The organism is Anoxybacillus amylolyticus (genome assembly GCF_001634285.1).
Classification (GTDB): domain Bacteria; phylum Bacillota; class Bacilli; order Bacillales; family Anoxybacillaceae; genus Anoxybacteroides; species Anoxybacteroides amylolyticum.
On the sequence record NZ_CP015438.1, the window covers coordinates 817,447 to 841,228 of the forward strand.

General features: G+C 42.3%; 27 protein-coding genes. 15 read left to right on the forward strand and 12 right to left on the reverse strand.

The features are described 5' to 3' along the window. The first annotated feature begins 18 nt into the window (after positions 1–18). Positions 19–849, forward strand: coding sequence for a YihY/virulence factor BrkB family protein (locus GFC30_RS04150; protein WP_066323034.1), 831 nt, complete (start codon positions 19–21; stop codon positions 847–849). A gap of 192 nt (positions 850–1,041) precedes the next feature. On the opposite strand, the gene GFC30_RS04155 is transcribed toward GFC30_RS04150, so the two are convergent. Together GFC30_RS04155 and GFC30_RS04160 are read right to left on the reverse strand one after the other, a co-directional pair. Further along, positions 1,042–1,188, reverse strand: a complete 147-nt coding sequence (locus GFC30_RS04155; RefSeq protein ID WP_066323035.1) for a BH0509 family protein — start codon at positions 1,186–1,188, stop codon at positions 1,042–1,044. A gap of 119 nt (positions 1,189–1,307) precedes the next feature. Further along, positions 1,308–2,447 (reverse strand): MFS transporter, encoded by a 1,140-nt coding sequence (locus GFC30_RS04160; protein ID WP_066323036.1) that lies wholly within the window; start codon positions 2,445–2,447, stop codon positions 1,308–1,310. An 86-nt stretch (positions 2,448–2,533) separates the two neighbouring features. Between GFC30_RS04160 and GFC30_RS04165 the strand changes: the two genes are divergently transcribed. The 3 genes from GFC30_RS04165 (at position 2,534) to GFC30_RS04175 (ending at position 4,944) form a co-directional block, all read left to right on the forward strand. Next, positions 2,534–2,938: an OsmC family protein gene (locus GFC30_RS04165; RefSeq protein ID WP_066323037.1), complete on the forward strand. Its 405-nt coding sequence runs from the start codon at positions 2,534–2,536 to the stop codon at positions 2,936–2,938. Beyond that, complete coding sequence (cax, locus tag GFC30_RS04170; RefSeq protein WP_066323038.1) at positions 2,931–3,983, forward strand: calcium/proton exchanger; 1,053 nt, start codon at positions 2,931–2,933, stop codon at positions 3,981–3,983. The genes GFC30_RS04165 and cax overlap by 8 nt, the downstream gene beginning before the upstream one ends. A 196-nt stretch (positions 3,984–4,179) precedes the next feature. Next, the gene (locus GFC30_RS04175; protein WP_066323039.1) at positions 4,180–4,944 is read left to right on the forward strand and encodes a YfkD famly protein; all 765 of its coding nucleotides are present in this window, start codon (positions 4,180–4,182) and stop codon (positions 4,942–4,944) included. A gap of 26 nt (positions 4,945–4,970) precedes the next feature. Here the strand turns inward: GFC30_RS04175 and yfkAB are convergent, their stop codons facing one another. Continuing rightward, positions 4,971–6,095 (reverse strand): radical SAM/CxCxxxxC motif protein YfkAB, encoded by a 1,125-nt coding sequence (gene yfkAB, locus GFC30_RS04180; RefSeq protein WP_066323040.1) that lies wholly within the window; start codon positions 6,093–6,095, stop codon positions 4,971–4,973. 100 nt (positions 6,096–6,195) lie between these two features. Between yfkAB and GFC30_RS04185 the strand changes: the two genes are divergently transcribed. From GFC30_RS04185 to GFC30_RS04210, 6 genes are all read left to right on the forward strand, one after another. Continuing rightward, the gene (locus tag GFC30_RS04185) at positions 6,196–6,378 is read left to right on the forward strand and encodes an SE1561 family protein (protein ID WP_066323041.1); all 183 of its coding nucleotides are present in this window, start codon (positions 6,196–6,198) and stop codon (positions 6,376–6,378) included. A gap of 114 nt (positions 6,379–6,492) precedes the next feature. Continuing rightward, the gene (locus GFC30_RS04190; RefSeq protein ID WP_066327121.1) at positions 6,493–8,031 is read left to right on the forward strand and encodes a fumarate hydratase; all 1,539 of its coding nucleotides are present in this window, start codon (positions 6,493–6,495) and stop codon (positions 8,029–8,031) included. A 126-nt stretch (positions 8,032–8,157) separates the two neighbouring features. Further along, on the forward strand, positions 8,158–8,943 hold the full coding sequence (pdaA, locus tag GFC30_RS04195) for a delta-lactam-biosynthetic de-N-acetylase (protein ID WP_179946292.1): 786 nt from the start codon (positions 8,158–8,160) through the stop codon (positions 8,941–8,943). Positions 8,944–9,000: 57 nt separating this feature from the next. After that, positions 9,001–9,867, forward strand: a complete 867-nt coding sequence (locus tag GFC30_RS04200) for a DNA-3-methyladenine glycosylase family protein (RefSeq protein WP_066323043.1) — start codon at positions 9,001–9,003, stop codon at positions 9,865–9,867. A gap of 11 nt (positions 9,868–9,878) precedes the next feature. After that, the gene (rlmD, locus tag GFC30_RS04205; protein ID WP_066323044.1) at positions 9,879–11,240 is read left to right on the forward strand and encodes a 23S rRNA (uracil(1939)-C(5))-methyltransferase RlmD; all 1,362 of its coding nucleotides are present in this window, start codon (positions 9,879–9,881) and stop codon (positions 11,238–11,240) included. A gap of 5 nt (positions 11,241–11,245) precedes the next feature. Next, positions 11,246–11,515 (forward strand): hypothetical protein, encoded by a 270-nt coding sequence (locus GFC30_RS04210; protein ID WP_066323045.1) that lies wholly within the window; start codon positions 11,246–11,248, stop codon positions 11,513–11,515. 21 nt (positions 11,516–11,536) lie between these two features. Here GFC30_RS04210 and GFC30_RS04215 read toward each other — a convergent pair whose 3' ends face one another. From GFC30_RS04215 to GFC30_RS04235, 5 genes are read right to left on the reverse strand one after another with little or no spacing between them, the layout of a single operon-like run. Further along, complete coding sequence (locus tag GFC30_RS04215; protein WP_066323046.1) at positions 11,537–11,731, reverse strand: hypothetical protein; 195 nt, start codon at positions 11,729–11,731, stop codon at positions 11,537–11,539. 39 nt (positions 11,732–11,770) lie between these two features. Next, positions 11,771–11,950, reverse strand: a complete 180-nt coding sequence (locus GFC30_RS04220) for a hypothetical protein (protein WP_066323047.1) — start codon at positions 11,948–11,950, stop codon at positions 11,771–11,773. Next, complete coding sequence (locus tag GFC30_RS04225; protein WP_066323048.1) at positions 11,947–12,177, reverse strand: hypothetical protein; 231 nt, start codon at positions 12,175–12,177, stop codon at positions 11,947–11,949. The genes GFC30_RS04220 and GFC30_RS04225 overlap by 4 nt, the downstream gene beginning before the upstream one ends. Positions 12,178–12,209: 32 nt before the next feature. Next, positions 12,210–12,737: a hypothetical protein gene (locus tag GFC30_RS04230; protein ID WP_066323049.1), complete on the reverse strand. Its 528-nt coding sequence runs from the start codon at positions 12,735–12,737 to the stop codon at positions 12,210–12,212. 6 nt (positions 12,738–12,743) lie between these two features. Further along, positions 12,744–13,328, reverse strand: coding sequence for a ComF family protein (locus GFC30_RS04235; protein WP_148660360.1), 585 nt, complete (start codon positions 13,326–13,328; stop codon positions 12,744–12,746). 232 nt (positions 13,329–13,560) lie between these two features. Here GFC30_RS04235 and GFC30_RS04240 point away from each other — a divergent pair, with 232 nt between their 5' ends. Further along, a complete protein-coding gene (locus tag GFC30_RS04240) occupies positions 13,561–15,018 on the forward strand; it encodes a type I restriction-modification system subunit M (RefSeq protein ID WP_066323050.1) in 1,458 nt (485 codons plus the stop codon). 9 nt (positions 15,019–15,027) lie between these two features. Next, entirely contained in the window at positions 15,028–15,732 is a 705-nt protein-coding gene (locus tag GFC30_RS04245) for a restriction endonuclease subunit S (protein ID WP_066323051.1), read from the forward strand. Here the strand turns inward: GFC30_RS04245 and GFC30_RS04250 are convergent. After that, a complete protein-coding gene (locus tag GFC30_RS04250; protein WP_066323052.1) occupies positions 15,719–16,891 on the reverse strand; it encodes an ISL3 family transposase in 1,173 nt (390 codons plus the stop codon). The two genes, GFC30_RS04245 and GFC30_RS04250, sit on opposite strands and share 14 nt — an antisense overlap. A gap of 118 nt (positions 16,892–17,009) precedes the next feature. On the opposite strand from GFC30_RS04250, the gene GFC30_RS04255 reads away from it, so the two are divergent. Beyond that, entirely contained in the window at positions 17,010–17,531 is a 522-nt protein-coding gene (locus tag GFC30_RS04255; RefSeq protein WP_158512130.1) for a restriction endonuclease subunit S, read from the forward strand. Between the two features lie 32 nt (positions 17,532–17,563). Next, positions 17,564–20,905, forward strand: coding sequence for a DEAD/DEAH box helicase family protein (locus GFC30_RS04260; RefSeq protein WP_066323054.1), 3,342 nt, complete (start codon positions 17,564–17,566; stop codon positions 20,903–20,905). Positions 20,906–20,948: 43 nt separating this feature from the next. Here GFC30_RS04260 and GFC30_RS04265 read toward each other — a convergent pair whose 3' ends face one another. Beyond that, a complete protein-coding gene (locus GFC30_RS04265) occupies positions 20,949–21,185 on the reverse strand; it encodes a hypothetical protein (protein WP_148660361.1) in 237 nt (78 codons plus the stop codon). Next, on the reverse strand, positions 21,176–21,730 hold the full coding sequence (locus tag GFC30_RS04270; protein ID WP_066323056.1) for a DUF3990 domain-containing protein: 555 nt from the start codon (positions 21,728–21,730) through the stop codon (positions 21,176–21,178). Before GFC30_RS04270 ends, GFC30_RS04265 begins: the two co-directional genes overlap by 10 nt. Positions 21,731–21,856: 126 nt before the next feature. Between GFC30_RS04270 and GFC30_RS04275 the strand changes: the two genes are divergently transcribed. Further along, positions 21,857–23,305 carry a protein adenylyltransferase SelO gene (locus tag GFC30_RS04275; protein ID WP_066323057.1) on the forward strand — a complete coding sequence of 483 codons (1,449 nt, stop codon included), beginning with the start codon at positions 21,857–21,859 and terminating at the stop codon, positions 23,303–23,305. A gap of 181 nt (positions 23,306–23,486) precedes the next feature. Here GFC30_RS04275 and GFC30_RS04280 read toward each other — a convergent pair whose 3' ends face one another. Beyond that, positions 23,487–23,705 carry a hypothetical protein gene (locus GFC30_RS04280; RefSeq protein ID WP_066323058.1) on the reverse strand — a complete coding sequence of 73 codons (219 nt, stop codon included), beginning with the start codon at positions 23,703–23,705 and terminating at the stop codon, positions 23,487–23,489. Between the last annotated feature and the right edge of the window lie 77 nt (positions 23,706–23,782).

Sequence of the window (23,782 nt, forward strand, 5' to 3'; positions counted from 1 at the left end):
TAGGCGAAAGGGGGAGTAGTGATGGTTAATCTCACGTTTATCCGTGAACTAATCCGACGGTTTCAAGAAGATGAAGTATCGCGGTTGTCAGCGGAGTTAGCGTACTTTTTCCTTCTTTCCCTCTTTCCGTTTTTAATTTTTTTATTGACGCTACTAGCGTATTTGCCGATTCCGCACGAAGATGTGCTTACCATCGTCCGGCAGTATGCCCCGAAAGAAGCGATTGATCTCATTGAAACGAACATTCACTATGTGATGAATCATCAAAACGGCAAGCTACTGTCACTAGGGATTATTGGCGCGATATGGTCAGCTTCTAACGGGATTGACGCAATTGTTCGGGCACTAAATCGCGCATACGACGTGGAAGAAAGCCGGTCGTTTCTCGTCGCACGAGGGATGTCGATTGTACTGACATTTGGGATGATGCTTGTCATTGTCGTGGCGCTACTCCTTCCTGTGTTCGGCAAGGCAATCGGGCTTTTTTTATCTTCCGTGCTGGGGGTTTCTTCCGTTTTTCTAGCGCTTTGGGATACGTTGCGTTGGACAGTTAGTGCTCTTATTTTATTTATCGTATTTACGGCATTGTATTACTTTGCTCCAAATAAAGAGCTACATTGTAAAGAAGTGTACGTCGGTGCCCTTTTTGCGACGATCGGTTGGATTGCGGCATCGCTTGCATTTTCTTATTACGTCGGAACGTTTACGAGTTATACGTCGATGTATGGAAGTCTCGGTGGAATTATCATTTTACTCATCTGGTTTTATTTATCGGGCATGATTATCGTGCTTGGAGGGGAGTTAAATGCGATTTTTGCCTGCCGGCGCGAAGGACGAAAACGAGGATAAATGTGAGGAAACGGGGAGATATTAATCGGTGTAGCCGGTTAGAGGAGGGGTGTAAGGATGACGAAAAAAACAAAAAAAGATGGCGGAACAAAGCAAAAAGGAAAGCATAAACCAACGCATAAAACAAGCGGTAGCGCGAACGGACAAAACGGATACCATTAAAAAAGAAAGGCTGTCGCCCCCGACAGCCTTTCATTCTGCAATTTCTTCGTAATGGTAGTATGTTTGGTTGTAAATGTGCTCAATTTCTGCATCGGTCATGTACATAAGCTGCTCTCTAGCAATGCCTTTGACTTTCTCAATAAACTCAATCATATTTTTCCGTTCCGCTCTACTCATCGTTCCTCGCTCCTTTATTCTGTTTTAAAACAGGTTATTTATTTGTTATTTGTATTATATAACAGAATAAAAAAATCGGTCAACACTTTTTTAAAAAAATAGGCAAAAAAAAATGGAGGTCACTTTGCAGCAACCTCGGTTCGTTTGGTATAAAACAGTGCGATGGAAACGAAGAAAAGAAGAGAACTAATGGTGAGAAAAAAGCTCCCGCGTTGCTCGTATTGAAGCATCCAGCCGATAAAAAACGGTCCACACATGCTGCCGATGCTGTAAAGAATGCCGGAAAGTAAATTGCCCGCCGGCAATAGATGTTTCGGGAGCAAATCCGCCATATAGGTAATCCCGAGCGAGAAAAGGGAACCGACAAACATGCCAGCAACAAAAAAGCAAAAGAATAAAACGATTGAGTGAAGGAAAAATAGAGCACTAATAAAACTTGCAACTCCAATCCATAAAGAACCGACGAGGACACGTTTTCGCTCGAAACGATCGCTTAGCATGCCGAGCGGCAGTTGAAACAAAATGCTGCCGATGGAAAAGGCGGGCAACAAGGTCGCCACTTGTTGCACCGATAAATGTTCACGAAGCGCATAGACTGGAAAAATGCCGTGGATGGAGGCTTCTAAAAATCCGTAAGTAAATGGAAGCAACAGCGCTGTCCACGCATATTTCCACGTTTCTGCAAAACGATGAGTTGCGCTTTTAGGTGCATCTTGTGCCGGTTCTGGGCGTTCGTTTTGTAACAAAAACACCATTGCCCAGCTAACTACACTAAGCAAAGAAGAAACGAAAAACGGCAGTGCCTCATTTTTTTCAACCAACGATGCAATCATCGGTCCGATGGCAAATCCGATGCCAAAAGATAACCCATAGAGCGACACGTTTCGCCCACGGCGATGCGGGAGGGAAAAATCGGTAATCCACGTTTGAACGGCAAAATGAAGCATATGGTCGCCGATTCCGATGACAAAACGCAAGATAAACCAAAAGAAAAGCGACTTCCATAGTGGAAAAAGGGCGAGCGATAATAGTACAATAAAACCACCTAGTATAATCATGGGCTTGTATCCATATTTTCTCATCGGTTTTTCCATAAACGGGGAAACGAGCAAAATGCCGATATACATTGCCGTCGCATGCACCCCATTGATGGAAGAAGAAACACCATGGTTCTCTAATAAAATTGAAATTAGTGGAAGGAGCATCCCTTGCGATAACCCAGAAATGGCGACAACACTAACTAAAATAAAAAGTCGCATGACAAATTCCCCCGTTTGTTAAAAGTGCACCGATTATCATCGTACATAGTTTGCGGGAGAAAGACAAGAAAAAAGGAGTGAGCGATATGGAATTCACGATGAAAGAAGTCGGCTTTCGGACAACGTTGGAATATGGAGAGTTGCACGTAGCTGGAGATGAAGCACACGGTTTCCGGCCGTATCAGTTGCTCGTTTCCTCGGTTGCGGCGTGCAGCGGTGGAGTGCTAAGAAAAATATTAGAAAAAAAGCGGCTTCATGTAAAAAATATGACGATTCATGCCAATGTAACGCGCAATGAGCGAGAGGCAAATCGCGTCGAAGCGATTCATCTTCATTTCGTGCTCGGGGGAGAAGGGCTAACGGAAGAAAAAGTAGCAAAATCGCTAGAAGTCGCGCGGAAAAATTGTCCGATTGTTCGGTCGGTCGAGGAATGCATTCGTATTACAGAAACATTTGAAATTAAAAAGGGGTCGGAGAATAACGATGAATAAAGTGTTTGCGCTGCTCGTTTTAGCTGGTGTTCCACTTTCTATCCTTGGAGGTCTTTTTCATTGGCCTTCCGTCGTCATGTTTGCGGTATATTGCGTGACGATCATTGCATTGGCAAGCTACATGGGGAGAGCAACGGAAAGTTTGGCGATCGTTGCTGGACCGCGCATTGGCGGGTTGTTAAATGCCACGTTTGGCAATGCAGTAGAGCTCATCATTTCCGTCTTTGCGCTCAAAGCAGGACTTGTTGGAGTTGTCTTAGCCTCGCTAACCGGTTCAGTATTAGGAAACTTATTATTAGTTGCCGGACTGTCATTTTTCGTCGGCGGACTTAAATATAAGCGGCAAGAATTTAATGTCTATGACGCTCGCCATAACGCCGGATTGTTAACGTTTGCGATTTTAGTGGCGTTTGTCATTCCCGAAGTGTTTTCTTTACATATGTCAGAGGGAGAAACGTTGTCGCTTAGTGTTGGCATCTCTGTTATTATGATTATTTTATATGTAGCTGCGCTTTATTTTAAATTAGTGACGCACCGTGGGGTATACCAACATAAATCAGACGAAGTAGAAGAACATGAAGAACCGGAGTGGGGAAAAGGCAAAGCAATTGCCATTTTAGCGCTTGCGACGCTTGCCGTTGCGTATATTTCCGAAAAGCTCGTACATACGTTTGAAACGGTTGCCGAGTCGTTTGGTTGGAGCGAGCTGTTTATCGGGATTATTATCGTCGCTATCGTCGGCAACGCGGCAGAACACGCTTCTGCTATCATTATGGCATATAAAAACAAAATGAATGTGGCAGTGGAAATTGCCATCGGTTCGACGCTACAAATCGCGATGTTTGTCGCCCCTGTCTTAGTGCTTATCTCGCTTTTCTTTCCGACAAGCATGCCGCTAGTGTTCTCTCTCCCAGAGTTAGTGGCGATGGCGACATCAGTGCTACTTATGATCGTTCTTTCCAACGATGGCGACACGAACTGGTTTGAAGGAGCGACATTGCTTGCGGCATATACGATTATGGGAATTGGCTTTTATTTGCTGTAAAAAAAAGAGGACTCTGTCAGACGGCAGAGTCCTTTTCCTATAAAAAATAGGAGGAAAAACAGCACATGTGTACATAGTATAACATGTTATTAGAAAATTTTAAATATTAAAATAAAAAGTCTTTTGTATTTTTGATGGATAAATGCGCTTTTTTTGAAAAAAATAACGAAGAGAGCAATAGAAAGGGGTAGATGCAATGAGAAAATGGATGCTTTCTTGTGCGATAAGTTTGTTAGTTGCTTATTCACCAGCGCTAGCTATCGCAGCAACGCCTGTTGATATTTCAAAAGAAAACACGTATCCAAATCCGACACAAGATTTGCCATACTTGCAGCCGAGCCCGTTTGCCAAACAACTAATTGAAACGGCGAACGTCAAAATTGAAAATCCTGAACTTATTCGATTGTTAAACGAGTCATCGGTATCTAGCACCCCGTTTGCGTTCGGCTATCGGGCGACAATTTATTTAGGACAGTGGCCATTGAACTATCAGTCGCTAGAAACGTCGACGAATTGGGAATACCAAAAAGTGAATACGAATTTTTTAGACAACCGCGGCGGCAATACTGCACAAAAGCTGTACTATAAACAAGAAATGCAAAAGCATATCCGGGGCGGGTTAACAGCGCCAGTGCCGAATGAGGAAGCAGTGAAAAAAATGATGCTCCTTACGGCGATGAAAAAAACGAATTTGCCGCTATCATTTAGCACAGTCATCGGCATCGGCACGAAAAAAGACCAGCCATACCAAGTGCCGGTGAAAAAACTTGGCTATTTGTATGCGTTTAGTCCAGCGGTCAATGAAAAAGGAAAAGTAACGTATGGAGAAGTGTACATCGTACTAAAAGGGAATAAAAAGAAAATTGTCGTCAAAAATGTGATGACGCAAGGCGTCGGCGCATGGATTCCGGTGCAAGACCGGCTGTCGTTTTTGTATATTGTAAGCGACCAGCCAAGATAAAACGTCAAGGAAAGCTGCCTTGACGTTTATTTCGTGAGAAGTGCTTTTCGTTTGGTAAAATCAACGGTTGGATAATAAATGTTTTTGACGAGCACGTTCGGTCCTAGACATTGTACCGATGGACAGTGGCAATTTAATTGTTTGGCGAGGGGCGAACGCATCCATTTTTCGTATGCTTCTAGCAACGTATCACGCTGGATGTTGCCGAGCGATGGTTCGTCGCCAAAATCAGTGACAATGATTTCCCCTGTGAAAATGTTGACGTTTAGTCGTGAACGCCCATCGGGGTCGTTGCGCACGGTGACATTTTTGCTCGTGTATAGCCGTTTGAGTAAGGCAAGGTCTTCTTCGTTGGGGCTGCACGGATAAAACGGAAGCGTACCAAACAACATCCAAACGTTTTCATCGCGAACGTCTAGCAAATGATGAATCGCCTCTCGAAGTTCGGCAAGGCTGACCGTTTCAAGCGCGCTTGCAAAATCGCTCGCATACATCGGATGCACTTCATGTCGCTTACAGTGCATTTCTTCGACAATTTGGCGATGAATCGTTTCTAAATGCGGCAATGTCCGCTTATTAATCATCGTTTCTGCGGAAACAAACACCCCCATTTTTGAAAGTGCTTTTGCGTTTTCGAGCATCCGAAAAAAATACGCTTCCCGTTGTTTTCGGCTCGGTTTTTTCTCCATCATCTTAAAGCCGCCTTCGACGAAATCGTCGATTGTGCCCCAGTTATGCGAAATGTGTAAGACGTCTAAGTAAGGGATAATTTTTTCATATCGTTCCAAATCGAGCGTTAAGTTGGAATTAATTTGGGTGCGTACGCCGCGTTCATGCGCGTATTTTAATAACGGCACAACATATTGTTCGACAGATTTTAGCGAAAGCATCGGCTCGCCGCCAGTAATGCTTAATGAGCGCAACTGCGGAATTTCATCAAGCCGCCGAATTAAAAGGTCTACAGGCAACGCCTCTGGGTCTTTCGTCTGCAACGTATAGCCGACGGCGCAGTGTTCACAACGCATATTACAAAGCGTCGTCGTCGTAAATTCGATATTGGTTAGCTGCATATTTCCATATTGCTTTACATCCATATATGCTTCCCACGGATCAAACGATGGCGTAATCGGTTTTAATGTCATCTCAGTCATACGCGTCTCCTTCATTATCGAAAATTTAACCATGTCCATTATAGTCCATTGTCATTTTTTCAACAATCGGGTACGATGGAAAGGAAGGGAGAGAAAAGACTTGGGTAACGCAGTACATGAAAAAGATCTACAACTAAAATATTTAAAAGAGCGGTTAAATATGCTGTTGCATATGCTTGATTCTCTTGATCCGGAATCGGCTGACGTCGAAGACATTGACCGTCTCATTGAGGTCATCGATTCGCTTGAGATGAAGTACGAGCAATTTAAGAAAACGTGGTGAAAAGCTGGAGCATCCAGCTTTTTTCTTTTTTTGGACACCATCCGTTTTCATTGATTGGCAAAAAGCAGTATAATAAAGGGGAAGATGATGGACAAAGGGGAAGGGGCGTTACGCATGGAAAAATTCCAAGAAAGTATGTACCAGCTTATTGTTGAAACATCCACCAAATTGCCGAAAGATGTGCGGCGGGCGATTGCGAAAGCAAAGTTGCGCGAAAACGCAGGCACAAGAGCAGCGATGGCATTAACGACGATTGCCGAGAACATTCAAATGGCAGACGAAAATGTTTCGCCGATTTGCCAAGATACGGGAATGCCAACGTTTAAAATTAAAGTCCCAGTTGGTGTGAACCAACTGAAAATGAAAGAGGCGATCCATCGAGCGATCGCCCAGGCGACGAAAGACGGCAAACTTCGTCCAAACTCGGTAGACTCGCTTACTGGTGAAAATAGCGAAAACAATTTAGGTGATGGGGTACCAGTCATTAAGTTTGAACAATGGGAGAAAGATTATATTGATGTTCGCTTAATTTTAAAAGGTGGCGGCTGTGAAAATAAAAATATTCAATACAGCCTCCCGTGTGAGTTAGAAGGACTTGGTCGTGCCGGTCGAGATTTGGACGGGATTCGCAAATGCATTTTGCACGCCGTCTTTCAAGCACAAGGGCAAGGATGTAGTGCAGGCTTTATTGGCGTCGGCATCGGCGGTGACCGCTCCTCTGGCTATGAATTGGCGAAAGAACAACTGTTCCGTTCGGTCGATGACGTGAACCCGAACGAAGAGCTTCGCAAGCTCGAAGACTATATTATGGAAAACGCTAACAAGCTTGGCATTGGAACGATGGGCTTTGGCGGAGAAACGACACTTTTAGGCTGTAAAATTGGTGTCATGCACCGCCTGCCAGCGAGCTTTTTCGTTTCTGTTGCCTACAACTGCTGGGCATTCCGTCGGCTAGGAGTAAAAGTGAACCCAGAAACAGGAGAAATTCAAGAATGGCTTTACCAAGAGGGAGAAAACATCGATTTTGCAAAAGAGCTAGAAAAATCAGCGCAGTCCGTTCCGGCAGAAGGGCGCGAAATCGTTCTAGAAGCACCGCTAACGGAAGAACAAGTGCGGAAATTGAAAGTCGGCGATGTTGTCCGCATTAATGGTATGATGTATACAGGTCGCGACGCGATTCATAAACATTTAATGGATCATGACGCACCGATTGACTTAAATGGACAAATCATTTATCACTGTGGACCGGTTATGTTAAAAGACGGAAACGGCAACTGGCATGTCAAAGCAGCCGGGCCAACGACAAGCATTCGCGAGGAGCCTTACCAAGGCGAGATTATGAAAAAATTCGGCATTCGTGCGGTGATTGGTAAAGGCGGCATGGGCGCAAAAACGCTTGCGGCACTAAAAGAGCATGGTGGCGTGTACTTAAACGCGATCGGTGGTGCTGCGCAATATTATGCCGATTGCATTAAATCGGTCGAAGGCGTCGACTTTTTAGAGTTTGGCATTCCAGAAGCGATGTGGCATTTGCGTGTCGAAAACTTTACAGCCGTTGTGACGATGGACTCGCATGGCAACAGCCTTCACGAAGATGTGGAGAAATCATCGCTAGAAAAATTGGCGCAATTTAAAGAGCCGGTATTTAAGTAATAGCTGAACCCCGCAAACGGAGCTTTGCGGGGTTTTTTGTTAAAATTTGTCGGGAGTAAAATGGTGGAAATGGAAAACCCTATACGTAGTAGCTTTTTCAGAAGGGGGATTATGGTGAACGGTTATATGTTCTTATTGTTAGCGATTGTCGTTTCGTTTGCTCCGTCGTCTGTGTATGCGCTGTCGAATGAAGCGATTCATTGGGGGTTTTCCAAAAGTAAAAACCACGAACCGCCTTCTGCCGGGAAAGAGCGGGATGCGCTGCTTGCGAAATATGACGCGTTTTATTTAGGAAACTCGCGCGAAAAGGCGATTTATTTAACATTTGATAACGGCTATGAAAACGGCTATACGGAACAAATTTTAAACGTGTTAAAAGAAAAGCATGTGCCCGCCACCTTTTTTGTCACCGGCCATTATTTAGAAACGGCGCCTGAGTTAGTGAAGCGAATGGCGAACGAAGGGCACATTATCGGCAACCACTCTTGGTACCATCCAGACTTGACAACGGTAAGCGATGAGCGGTTGCACGCAGAACTTGAGGCAGTGCGGAAAAAAACGGAGGAGTTAACTGGGCAAAAAGGGATGATGTACCTTCGACCGCCAAGAGGCATTTTTAGCGAACGGACGCTTGCCATCGCTCGTGAGCTCGGCTATTACCACGTCTTTTGGTCGCTGGCGTTTGTCGATTGGCACGTTCATGATCAAAAAGGATGGTCATACGCTTACAACAACGTCATGAAACAAATTCATCCCGGTGCCATTATATTGTTGCATACAGTGTCTAAAGACAATGCCGATGCGCTCGCAAAAGTGATTGACGATTTGCGAAAACAAGGATATACATTTAAGCGTCTAGACGATGTGATGATCGAAAAAGTGGGACTTTCCCCGTTGCTATTTGCCCTTTGAGCTTGGTTCAAAGGGCTTTATTTCGTTATAATAGGAAGAAAAAAGGTAGGAATCGAGATGTGGCAACAACAAATCGAAGTGGAAGCTCCGTATGATTTTTCTCGTGTATTAGAGCGATTGGCGCAAGATCCGTTATCTGTAGTGGATGTCGAAAAACAGCAGCTAGTCGTGCCGCTTTATATAAACAATACTCCGGTTGCTGTTTTCGTGCGCAGTGTCGGGACGAAACAGGCGCCGGCTTTTCTTGTTGAGGCGCAGCATCCAGAATTAAAAGAAGCGGTATTGGCGCGCCTGTTTCGCATCTTGCACTGGGATCGGCCACTTTTAGCGATTCACGAACATTTTTTGCAAACGGAGTTGCGGGACATTTTTTGCGAACATGAAGGGACGCCGCTCGTTTTAGCACCGGATTTATACTTTTGTTTAATGAAATGCATTATTCACCAGCAGCTTCACATGAAAGTGGCATACAAAATGACCGAGCGGTTTGTGAAAGCGTTCGGGCAAGAAATCGATGGCGTATGGTTTTCTCCGCGCCCAGAACAAATTGCTCGCTTATCGTACGACGAACTGAAAATGTTGCAGTTTAGTCAAAAAAAGGCAGAATATATCATCGACATTTCGCGCCTTATTGTAGAAGGAAAGTTGCGTTTAGAAGAGATGCAGTCGCTTTCTGATGAAGAAGTGGCGAAACAGCTTCTTTCTATACGCGGCATCGGTCCGTGGACAGTGCAAAACTTTTTATTGTTTGGTTTAGGTCGTCCAAATGTGTTTCCGAAAGGAGATGTTGGCTTGCAGCGGGCGATTGAACGATGGTTTCGGCTCGAACATCGTCCGACGGTAAAAGAAATGGATGAATTTCGACAAATGTGGGAACCGTATGCAAGCTACGCAACATTTTATTTATGGCGAAGTATTGAATAGGAGAGAGAACAATGTTACAGCAAGGACAACAATTTCCACTAACAATTAAACGGCTCGGCATTAACGGGGAAGGAGTCGGCTATTTTAAAAAACAAGTGGTGTTCGTTCCAGGGGCGCTTCCGGGGGAAGAAGTCGTTGTCGAAGCGACTCACATTTACCCAAAATATGCGGAAGCGAAAATCGTCCGTATGCGTCGGCCGTCCCCACATCGCGTCAAGCCGCGCTGCCCTGTTTACGAACAGTGTGGAGGCTGCCAGCTTCAGCATCTCGATTATCAAGCTCAATTAGAAGCAAAGCGCGATATTGTCATTCAAGCGTTAGAGCGCCATTGCCGCTTGCCGCTTGCGGCGATCGACATTCGGCCGACGATTGGAATGGACGATCCGTGGCATTATCGCAACAAAAGCCAATTTCAAACAGGAGTGAAAAAAGGACGTGTCATCGCCGGACTTTACAGTATGAACTCCCATGAACTGATTGACATTGACCGTTGCTTTATCCAACATGATGCCACAAACCGCGTCACAACCGTCGTGAAAACGATTTTGCAAGATTTGCGCATCCCGATTTACCACGAGCGAAAGAAAACAGGCGTTGTACGAACAATTGTTGCCCGCGTTGGATTTTATACAGGCGATGTGCAACTTGTCATTGTGACGGCGACGAAAGAATTGCCGCGCCAAGAGCTGTTTGTAGCGGAAGTGAAACGTCGGTTGCCAGAGGTAAAATCCATCGCCCAAAACATTAACGGGCAAAAAACGTCGCTTATTTTTGGCGAAGAAACGATCATATTAGCAGGCGAACCGTACATTCAAGAAGTGCTTGGCGAGTTGTCATTTGAACTATCCGCCCGCGCCTTTTTCCAGCTCAATCCGATCCAGACGGTCAAACTGTACGATGAAGTGAAAAAAGCGGCAGCGCTTACCGGACAGGAGCGCGTCGTCGATGCGTATTGCGGCGTTGGAACGATCGGGCTTTGGCTTGTGCGCGAGGCGAAAGAAGTGCGCGGGATGGATACGATCCTTGAAGCGATTGATGATGCGCGCCAAAATGCTGAGCGTCACGGCTTCACAAACGTCACCTACGCGGTCGGAAAAGCGGAAGTGCTGTTGCCAAAATGGGTGAAAGAAGGCTGGAAACCGGATGTCATCGTCGTCGACCCACCGCGAACGGGTTGCGACAACGCCTTGTTAAAAACGATTTTACAAGTGAAATCAAAAACGGTCGTGTACGTTTCCTGTAACCCATCCAGTCTCGCCCGCGACATCGACACACTTTCGAAACAATACCGTGTCGAATACATTCAACCGTTTGACCTTTTCCCACATACCGCGCATGTCGAGAGTGTGGCGAAGTTGGTGAGGAGGGGGTAAAGAAAATGAATGAGTTGTTGCATTGCATTGAAAAATATCTCAACGGTAAATTATCGGCGGAACAATTTTCTTATGAATTTCCTTCCATATACCTATTTTATGTTTATGAGGGGAACATTGATGAGCAGTATGTCGATGCACTTGATGATATTTCTGAAGCTTGTGGTTGGTACGAACCGAATCCACTGCATAGGCAAGATGACGATGGCTACATTGGGGAGGAAGAACTAAGAAAAATTGTTTTGGAGAAGTATAAATTGTTAAAAAGCACATAACCGAACATGGTTACGTGCTTTTTAAATGGAGTGAATTTGTTTAATCTCATCTTCTCCAACAGCAATCATATTTCCTCCATCTGGAGTAAATATTATTTCATCATAATCGAAATCTGTATCTTCTTGATCAATATAGTCATGAACAAACCCTTCTAACACTGTTCCATCGTTAAACACAATTTGCACTCTTTTTTGAACGTATTTCCATAACCCCATAAAAACCTCCTGTATTGCAAAACATGCTTTTCTTGAAATTTAATCATTTTTCCGACATTTATACGTAATTTCAACAATTTCATCGGTTGTGACATAAAACATATCATCAAAGTCATCTGCGCGTTGGCAAAAATATTTTGGTTCAGTCGGAAATACTTCTAAAACAGTAGCTTCTGTTCCGTCTTTTAGCCGTATGACATCCAATTCTTCCACAATCATTTGTCTCTCCCTCGCTTTTCGTTAAGAATTGTAATCGATTTTATTTCTGTTTCCAGTACGCCAAAAACATAGCCTTTTCCTTTTGTTTCTTTGTTTGTAATTATTAAGCTATCTATTCCATCCTCACTATCCTCTCCGTCGCAGTAATCGCGAACAAACCCTTCTAGCACATCTCCGTCTTTATATACAATTCGTACGTTTTTCCCAACATATTCCCATAATTTCATGCCAGCCCTCCTTTATCTTTCTTGCATTAAATTTAAAACAGCTTTAATTGCTCTGAATTGTGCATCAGTTCATGAAGATTAGCGACAGCCGATTCACTTCCGACATTTACCATTGTTTTGATATCATCCACATCTTTAATCGTATAAAATTGTTTAGCAGGGATAAAGTATACTAATACTTTTTTGTTTAATTTGGTAAGATTGATGATGTTATTCAATGTTCCTTTACTTTGTCCGTTCCAAATCATAAAACCGTAGTCTGCATTTTTTGCCATCTCTATATCTTTGGCTGCGTAATAATCAAATCCTTTTTTGTGTGGTTCAACCTCCACCTTTTCTACTTCCCATTGCCCAATATTATTTCTTGCCTTTCCATTTGTTGCATAAACTTTAACATTTCGATAATTCAACGAATGTAAAAACTTTTGAACTTGTTTATCTACTCCATTCGCATCCCCGACCAAAACAGTGAAATTGTTGTTTATAATGTTGAACAACCTTTCTTTTACTTGTTTATTCAAAATGGAGACTGCTCGCGGACCAGCGACAAATACCTTCATTTCAATTCACCTTCTTGTTTTTGTTATTGTAAGGACGTATACATTTTTAACATTCTCATCTGTTTTTAACACTCTCACAGTTTCATGCAATGTTGCCCCACTTGAGTATAAGTCGTCTACAACTAATATATTGACCAATTTTAAAAATCTTTTTTTTCGCACAATCGAACCTGATATTTCTGATTTATCAAATTTATTTAGATTTTTTGCTTGTGCAGTATTTGTTTTTTCTAATATGTCATTATATGAAGGTACACGTAAATAGTCTGCAATCTGTTTACTTAGTTCAAAAACAGGTTGAAATGTTCTGTTACGATTAGATGGAGGAACAGGGAGGACTACATCTACTTCCTTTACGGCATCCCAACGGGAAATAAATTGTGTGATCAGGCTCATTATTTCTGCTAACTTCTCCCTATCTTGATTATACTTAAATTGATACAATAACTCACCTAAATAACTTCTAGTTGTTTGAAAACGATTGTGTCCCCATTCATCAATACCGATGAACTCGCTCGCAATTGAATGATAATCTAAGGCATATCCTTCTTTCCAAATACCAATCAATCGAATAGGGTTGATTTTGTGCAACAAGGTTCCCTCCCACTTTCTCGCTTTGCATATTTCTTCGACAATAGCTATCAAATTCCTTGTATATTATTGTAAAAATATGCAAAATAAAATCGGAATTTTGCCTAGCGCTGTGGAAAAGCGCAAAAATCCAATGGGGTAATCATTTATTTTATGAAAAATGATCACTTTTTGTTTTACACATCGCATGAACAAGTTATAATTAGATTTGGAAATAAAAAGGAGGTATACGATGCTTACAGGTGAATTACGCAATAAAGTCGATAAAATATGGGAAACGTTTTGGACGGGAGGGATTACTAATCCGCTAACCGTCATTGAACAGTTTACCTATTTGTTGTTTATTAAAGGTCTTGATGAAGCAGAAACGTATCGTGAACAAGAAGCTGTTTTATTAGGAATTGATTTTGAACGAATGTTTCCAGAAGATAAACAACATCTTCGTTGGAGCAAATTTAAAAACTTAGAAGCGTCGCAAATGTACGACATTGTATCAAACGAAGTGTTCCCGTTTATTAAAAGTTTGCATGGCAATAAAAATTCAGCATACGCCAAATATATGAGCGATGCGATTTTTATGATTCCAACTCCGCAAATGCTTTCCAAAATCGTCGATGGCATTGATAACATTCCAATGAAAGACCGCGATACGAAAGGGGATTTATACGAATATTTGCTGTCAAAAATTGCGACAGCGGGAACGAACGGTCAATTTCGTACGCCACGTCATATTATTAACATGATGGTCGAACTCATGAAACCAACACCGGAAGATATTATCGTCGATCCGGCGGCCGGTTCTGCAGGTTTCTTAGTAGCGGCAGGAGAATATTTGCGTAAACATCGCAACGACTTATTTCTCGTACAAGGCTTAAAGGAACATTTTAATAATCATATGTTCCACGGATTTGATATGGACCGTACAATGTTGCGTATCGGGGCAATGAACATGATGCTGCATGGTATTGAAAACCCGAATATTGAGTATCGCGATTCGTTGTCTGAACAAAACAAAGATAAAGACAAATACACCCTTGTCCTTGCCAATCCGCCTTTTAAAGGTTCATTAGATTATGATGCAGTTTCAAATGATTTGTTAAAAGTTGTAAAGACAAAGAAAACCGAGCTTTTATTTTTGGCGTTATTTTTACGCATTTTAAAAACGGGCGGGCGTTGCGCCTGCATCGTACCAGACGGGGTGCTGTTCGGAAGCTCAACCGCACATAAAGCAATTCGTAAAGAAATCGTCGAAAACCATAAACTTGAAGCAATTATTTCGATGCCAAGCGGCGTGTTTAAACCGTACGCCGGTGTTTCGACAGCGATTATGATTTTTACGAAAACAGGCGTTGGTGGGACAGACAACGTTTGGTTTTACGATATGAAAGCCGATGACTACTCATTGGACGACAAGCGCAATCCGGTAGAAGAAAACGACATTCCAGACATTATCGAGCGCTTCCATAACCGTGAAGCGGAAAAGGAACGAAAACGGACAGAGCAATCGTTTTTCGTGCCGGTGGAAGAAATTCGTGAAAACGACTATGACTTATCGATTAACAAGTACAAAGAGATTGAGTATGAAGAAGTCGAGTACGAACCACCGACCGTCATCTTAGAACGAGTTGAAATGTTGGAGAAAGATATTGTGCAAGGATTGAAAGAGTTGAAAGAAATGATTAGAGGGTAGTGAAATTTTATGTCTTTTAGATATGTAAAACTAGGTAGTTTATTTAATATTACATCTGGTGGTACTCCTTCTAGGAAAAATAAGGATTACTATGAAAATGGAGATATTCCTTGGGTGAAAACAGGGGATTTAAAGAATATGTATTTATCTGATGTGGATGAGTATATAACTCAACAAGCGCTGAACGAATCCTCAGCTAAACTGTTTCCAAAAGGTACTGTACTTATTGCGATGTATGGTGCTACCATAGGAAATTGCTCAATACTCTCAATAGATGCGGCTACTAATCAGGCTTGTGCAGCATTTAAACCTAACAATAAAATTATTCCAGAATTTTTATACTATTATCTAATGAGTATTAAAGAAAGACTAATTTCATTGGCAGTTGGTGGTGCTCAACCTAACATTTCTATTAGTATCCTTAAGAATATTGAAATCCCTTTATTAACAATAAATGAACAAAAACGAATGGTTTCGATTTTGAATAAGTCTAGGGAATTAATCGACAAACGAAAAGCCCAAATTGAAGCGTTAGACGAGTTAACGCAAAGTGTGTTTTTGGAGATGTTTGGGGATTTAAAATCTAACCCAAAAGGTTGGAAAAAGGTTCAACTCTCTGAGTTAGTTCAAGTCGATGCTAATTTAGTTAGTGATATCGAAAATTATGGTTCATCACCAAAAGATGTACTTGCCCCTGCCATTAAAGTATGTTAGCTGTTTCTAACCGAACCCGCAATGCAAAACGTTGGATATTTCTGTATCCGTATCCTCGACGTTTAATCAGCTTGATCTTGTTATTCGTTCCCTCCATTTTCCCATTCGAATAAGGCGATAAAATGCACGATATGATTTCGTCTGTTCGTTTGACGAGTGATTTTGCGATGGCACGCACAACCGAACAAGGACAAAACGAATACCGATGAATCCAAGCCTCCAAACGTCGTTTCGCCTGTTGCACGTCTTTGCTTTTGGACACATAGCGAAAATGTTGGAGCGATTGGTAGACAGACTTTAAGTAATCGCTTTCATTACACCATTCTCGTACAATTTGACGTTCTTCCTCTATAAGCTTCTCTGGACATTGGCTCAATAAACGACAAACGTAACGAACATTTCCATGTTTCTTGCCTCCTTTGTCTAAATATTTGCGACAACGCTCTAAAGCATCTGTAAACAGCTGAATGACATGGAAATAATCGACCACATGTGTCGCCTCTGGGCAAATCCCTTGAATCGCTTTTTTCATCGCTGGAGCCAAATCGCTCACGACATACTGAACAGAACCAGACACATGAGCCAACGCACGTCCAATGGCTTCCTCGTTCTTTCCTGCTTCAATGGCATACACTTCTCCCGTTTCGGCATCCATGATCGTCACTCCGTAGTCATGCCCTTTTCGAAAAGCAAACTCATCGACACAAACCGCCTTTGGTTGGATTTCATTCGATAGGAAGGAAGGGGCATGAGTATAAAACCAACGTTCAACGGTCGTGTAAGGAAGCTTGAGCATACGAGCCACTGCCTGAATGGATGTTCCGATGCAAGATTGCGCGACCCATTGCTGAAAAGCATCCGTCGCCACACTTCGAGGAGCGATGGCTGGATAAGACGTGCTGAATGTCATGCCACACGTACCACAACGTCTGCGCTCTACAGGAAGTTCAATCCAAAAAATTCCGATTCGCTGAGCATAGCCATGCATCCATTGCTTCTTTTTGCATGTCATTTTGATCGTGCGCTTCAAGCAGACAGGACATAACGGGCATTGTTCGGGCAGAGAAAGTTCGAAAATCCAACGTTCTTCTTCTTTTCGTACCTTTTGAATCAAAACATCTGGTAAATCGATGAGTTCTTTGATAAACTGAGAGTACATGCGAATTTTCCTCCAATGGTTTGGTTTGGTCACCTTTACCATACAGGAAAATTCGCATTTTTTGTACCCTCTATTTTCTCTATGCACACCTATCTTAAATGATCAAGTACAACTTGTGGTGAAGAGCCAAAATTATGCTGATTACCCTTTAATTGGAATAGATAACATTGAAAAGAATACAGGAAATATTATTAATATAAAAACTGTAAGAGAGTGTGATATCAAAGGAAGCAAGTACTACTTTAATAGTGATCATATTATTTATAGTAAAATCCGACCTTACTTGAATAAGGTAGCTTCCCCATCTTTTGAAGGACTATGTAGTACGGATGCCTATCCTTTGAAGATTAATAAAGAAAAAACCAACAAGCAATTCATATTGAGTATATTGCGTTCAAAATACTTCGTTAATTATGCTATAAGGCAGAGTAAGGGAGCTAATATACCAAGGATAGATCAAAAACAACTTTTGGATTACAAAACCATATTGCCAGACTTAAAGTTGCAAGATGAATTTGAGTATATAGTCGAACAAATAGATGCTCAAAAAGAAATCATGAGAAATAGCTTAAAGGAGCTAGAGCACAACTTCCACTCCCTCATGCAACGGGCGTTTATGGGAGAGTTGTTCAACGATTAGTAAATTCGTGCTTGTCAAGGGAGGGGTATTTGTTGTTATCGAACTTTAGTTTTTTAATAGACAAGCCTCATTATGAAAGTTTTGCAAATGCGTGTGTAGAGGCGGAGAAAAGTTTGGTTGTGAGTCCAGCGACGTGTGCGATTTTGACGCGCCGGGCGCTGGAGCTTGCGGTGAAGTGGGTATATAGCTTTGATAGCGTGTTAAAAGTGCCGTATCAAGATAACTTATCGAGCTTAATTCACGATCATGGGTTTATGGAGATTATTGATGAAGAGTTGTTGCCGCTGTTGCGTTACATTGTCAAACTGGGAAATGTCGCAGTTCATACAAATGCGATGATTACAAGGGAAGAAGCGATTCTTTCTTTGCATCATCTTCATCAATTTGTTTCTTGGATTGACTATTGTTATTCCGATGAATATACCGCGACAGACTTTGATGAATCGCTCTTACAAATGGGAGAAGAAAAGCGTGAACGACCAGAAGAATTAAAAGATTTATACGAGCGGTTAAGCTCGAAAGACAAACGTCTTGAAGAAATGATGAAAGAAAACGAAAAGCTTCGCGCCCTTCTCACCGCCAAAAGGGAAGAAAATACGAAAGAGTACGATTTCCAAGTCGATGAGTTAAGTGAATACGAAACAAGAAAAAAATATATTGACCTCGAATTGAAACTGGCAGGGTGGGAGTTTAAAAAAGACGTTGTCGTTGAATATCCTGTCGTTGGTATGCCGAATCAAGAAGGGGTTGGCTACGTCGATTACGTCTTGTTTGGCAATAACGGCAAGCCGCTTGCGGTCATTGAAGCAAAACGTACGACCGTTGACCCTAACAAAGGAAAACAACAAGCAAAGTTATACGCCGACTGCATTGAAACGATGCACGGCCAACGTCCAATCATTTTTTACACAAACGGGTTTGAAACGTATATTTGGGACGACCTTAACTATCCGGCGCGAAAAGTTTCTGGCTTTTACAATAAAGAAGAGCTAAGCTTACTTATTGACCGTCGAACGATGAAAAAGCCTTTCAAACACGTGCAAATCAATGAAAACATGATCAATCGCTACTATCAAAAAGAAGCGGTGTTAGCTGTATGCGATGCGCTTGAGAAAAAACAGCGTAAAGCATTGCTTGTCATGGCGACAGGAAGCGGAAAAACGCGAACAGCGATCGCGATTGTCGATGTGCTTACGCGCCATAATTGGGTAAAAAACATTTTATTTTTAGCCGATCGGAAAGCGCTTGTGATGCAAGCGAAAAATAACTTCAGCCACCTGCTTCCGAATTTAACGTTTTGTAATTTGCTCGATAACAAAGACAATCCAGAGGAAAGCCGCATGGTGTTTTCGACATATCCAACGATGATGAACGCGATTGACGAAGCGAAACGAAAAGACGGCAAACGGCTCTTTACAGTTGGGCATTTTGATTTAATTATCGTTGATGAATCCCATCGCAGTATTTATAAGAAGTACCGAGCGATTTTCGACTATTTTGATGCGATATTGCTTGGGCTGACCGCCACCCCAAAAGATGAAATTGACCGCAATACGTACGAAATATTTGATCTGGAAAACGGCGTGCCGACCTATGCCTATGAGTTAGATCAAGCGGTTCAAGATGGCTATTTAGTCGATTATCGAACGATTGAAACAACGCTAAAGTTTCTCGAAGAGGGTATTCGTTACGATGACTTATCAGATGAAGAAAAAGAACGATATGAAGAAACATTTGATGATGAAGTAGGCGAGGATATTGACAGTGCCGCGTTAAACGAATGGCTGTTTAATGACGATACGATTGATACGGTGCTGAGAGATTTAATGGAAAAAGGAATTCGCGTCGAAGGCGGAGACAAACTCGGCAAAACGATTATTTTTGCGAAAAATCATCGCCATGCGGAACGGATTGTGGAGCGCTTTGATCGATTGTATCCTGAATATAAAGGCGGCTTTGCGCGCGTCATTGATTATAGTGTAAATTATTACCAAACATTAATCGATGATTTTTCCGACCGTAACAAATTGCCGCAAATTGCCGTATCGGTTGATATGCTTGACACAGGTATTGATATCCCAGAAGTTGTGAATCTCATCTTTTTCAAAAAGGTGCGCTCCAAATCAAAGTTTTGGCAAATGATTGGGCGCGGCACTCGTTTATGTAAAGATTTATTAGGAATCGGTCAAGATAAAACGCATTTTCTTATTTTCGATTATTGTGGGAACTTTGAGTTTTTTCGCCAAAATCCAAAAGGAATCGACAGAGAAATAGGCGAAAGTCTAACGGAGCGTTTATTTAACGCCAAAGTTGAAATGATTAAAGAGCTCCAGCATGTGCGTTATCAAGACGAAGAGTACATTGCTTATCGTAACGAATTAATTGATGATGTGCTTGCGCAAATGAAGAAATTAAACGAAGAGAGCTTCCGCGTACGCCAGTGCATTCAATATGTGCATAAGTTTAAAAACCGCACGAATTGGGATTCGTTGACGGTGATGGATGTAAATGAGCTTCAACAATATATTGCGCCGCTGATTGTTCCGCTTAACGACGACGAGTTTGCGAAACGATTTGATTTACTTATGTATACGATTGAATTAGCAAAACTTCAAACGAAAAATGCAACAAAGCCGATTCGCAGCGTTGTTCGTACTGCGGAGGAACTAGCGAAACTTGGTTCCATTCCACAAGTAGCAGAACAAAAGTATATCATCGAAAAGGTGCAGACGGAAGAGTTTTGGAAAGAGGCAGATCTTTTTGAATTAGAAGCTGTTCGCGAAGCGTTGCGTGAATTAGTGAAATTTCTTGAACGAGAAACAAGAAAAATTTACTACACGAATTTTAAAGATCAAGTATTGGAAGTGAAAGAAAACGGTTCGATGTTAGAAGTAAATGACTTAAAAAATTATCGCAAAAAAGTCGAGCATTACCTTCATGAACATCGTGACCAGCTAGCAATTTACAAATTGCGTCATAATAAAAAGTTAACGGTGCAAGATTTGCGAATGTTAGAACACATTCTTTGGAACAAACTCGGGACAAAAGAAGATTATGAAAAAGAATTTGGAAATACGCCAATTATGAAACTTGTACGCAAAACGGTTGGACTTGACCCCCAAGTAGCAAACGAAGCGTTTTCGGAATTTTTATCAAACGAACGGCTAAACATTCACCAAAGTCGCTTTGTTAAACATATTGTGGACTACTTTGTAAAAAATGGTGTGATGGACAAAAAAGTACTACAAGAAGAACCGTTTAAAACTGTCGGAAGCATTGTAGATTTGTTTAAAGACAACTTAGACGATGCGCGTAAAATTATCAGCATTATTGATGAAATTAACCGAAATTCAGAAGAGATTGTAGGGGCGTAATACAAAAACCCCAGAGAGCGCGCTATTTGTTCTCTGGGGGTTATCAAAAACCTAAATGTCTTTCTAACGCCTCAATATCATCAGCATCAGTCAATATACTTAAAGCCCAATGATAAGGCGACTCGTGAAAGCCCATTGGGTCTTTCGCTAACGACCGAACAACATCTGACTTTTGAATAAGCTCTTTTGCTTCTGTTTCGCTTTTTCCAAATTCTTTTATCAGTTCACGTATAATGTGTTGAACCATTATTTCGATGTCTTTTTGAATGATCATAGACATGTAATCACCTCCGAAATGTTTAAGAGCTGTATAGCCGTATTTGTGAGCACGGCTAGCTGATCTTTATCCTTATAAGCACGTATACTTTTATAATCTGCTGATTGTAACCCACCGTCCGCCACTAGCCCATAAATCCAATCATAGTCGCATGAAGAAAAAGAGTGATTTACTTGTCTCATTCTCCATACAAAATGTTGCCATTGTTCATTCTCTTGATCGAAAATACGGTGTTTTAAATTTAACCAGTTATTTGCATTTTTAATCTTTATTTTAAGTACAACAGGTTGAAAATCTTTTTTCATTCCAAGGAAATCCCTAATAGTAATTCCTTCTTTTTCAAGAGCATGCGGAATAGGAATAGGTCTTTCCTTTCTGCGCATTGCCCATTCTCGAGCTTGATTAAATTGAGTGGTTACATAAAAACCAGAACCGAAGTCTGTTCCCCCCTTACCTCTACGGTATATTTGAATTCCATGTTTAACAATGATATCTGCATATAAACTAATTGTTCCGTGGTATAATGGTGAACAAGGATCATAATACATACTTAAAATCCCAAACCCTTTACACTTTTATGTATAACCATTATAACATGTACGATAGTAATTACTAAAGCTACTTCATCATGGAAAATAACAGAAAAGTTCGAAAAACAGAGGGAGCTGAAACAATTGAACATTGGCTGGAACTTTGATAACAGTTACGCTCGGTTGCCGGAGCGGTTTTTTACGAGGATTCACCCAACGCCTGTCAGCGCACCGCAGCTTGTGGTGCTCAATCGTTCGCTTGCGGAGGAGCTGGGGCTAAATGCAGAGGCGTTAGCGAGCGAAGAAGGAGTGGCGGTGTTTGCGGGGAATCGCATTCCGGAAGGGGCGGAACCGTTAGCGCAGGCGTATGCTGGGCATCAGTTTGGCCATTTTAATATGCTTGGCGATGGGCGCGCGATTTTGCTTGGCGAGCATGTGACGCCAAACGGAGAGCGGGTCGATATTCAGCTGAAAGGGGCAGGTCGGACGCCATATTCGCGCGGTGGGGATGGTCGTGCGGCGCTTGGTCCGATGCTTCGTGAGTACATCATTAGCGAGGCGATGCACGCGCTTCGTATTCCGACAACGCGCAGTTTAGCGGTTGTGACAACAGGAGAAGTCATCATTCGGGAGACGGAATTGCGGGGCGCGGTATTGACGCGCATCGCTGCGAGCCATTTGCGTGTCGGGACGTTTCAATATGCGGCGCATTGGGGGACGTTGGAAGAATTGAAAGCGTTATCTGATTATGCGTTACAACGGCATTTTCCCGGCTTTGAAAATGTTTCGAACCGCTATCTTTTCTTGCTTGAGGAAGTGATGAAGCGGCAGGCAGCACTTGTGGCAAAATGGCAATTAGTTGGATTCGTTCATGGCGTGATGAATACCGACAATATGACGATTAGCGGAGAAACGATTGATTACGGACCGTGTGCATTCATGGATGTGTATGATCCAGCAACAGTGTTTAGTTCCATTGACACGCAAGGGCGGTATGCGTATGGCAATCAGCCGTATATTGCGGGCTGGAACATCGCCCGCTTGGCAGAAAGTCTTTTGCCGCTTTTACATGATGAAGAAGAAAAAGCGATCGAGCTTGCGCAAGAGGTGATTGAGCGGTTTCCAAAGTTATATGAAACGTATTGGTTACAAGGAATGCGGGCAAAACTTGGGCTTTGTACGGAAGAAGAGGAAGATAAAAAGCTGATCGGTGAGCTTCTTCATCTGATGTATACGCATCGCGCGGATTATACGAATACGTTTCGGGCCTTAACGTTAGAGGAATGGGAAGGGGCGTTTTGCACGGAGGAATTTCGAGACTGGCATACACGTTGGCAAGCAAGAGTAAATAGACAGGACATGACAAAAGATGAAGTGCAACAGTTGATGCGCCTAAATAATCCTGCGATTATCCCGCGCAACCATCGCGTAGAAGAAGCGTTAGAAGCAGCTGTCGAACGGGGGGATTGCAGCGTGATGGAGCGATTGCTTCATGCCCTTTCTCACCCTTATGCGTACACGAAAGAACAGGAAGAATATGCCAAGCCCCCTGCACCGTCTGATCGACCATATCGGACGTTTTGTGGGACGTGAGATGTGTTTCAACACTTTATTGAATAAAAAGAGGATAGAAAATTTTTATGGCAGCCTTTATTTAGGTAAAATTTAACAGTGAACAAAGACTATCTCAAGAGGTTGTTGAATTATAGTTTTACGGGGTTGTTTCTTCGTACGTATAATATGTAAGGGTGTCCCGTTATTTTAGGGACACCCTCTATTTGCGATATCGCTCTCCACCGTACCGATGCAAATCGTCCACTTTTTTCATGGAATACCACTGTCCGACCGACAACGATAGAACCATAAACACACTGCCAACCGCAAACCCAACTTTGTAATAGCCTACGAAAAAGAGCAAAAAGGAACTGATAAGTGAGACAAGCAAGATAGCGATTAGCCACGTTTTCATTTTTTCTTTTCTTTTTCCCTCCATTAGGCATCCTCCATGTGTGAAAAGATAATTTTATCATAACCAATTAGAAAGATAGCTTCAAGGAGAGTAAATGTGGG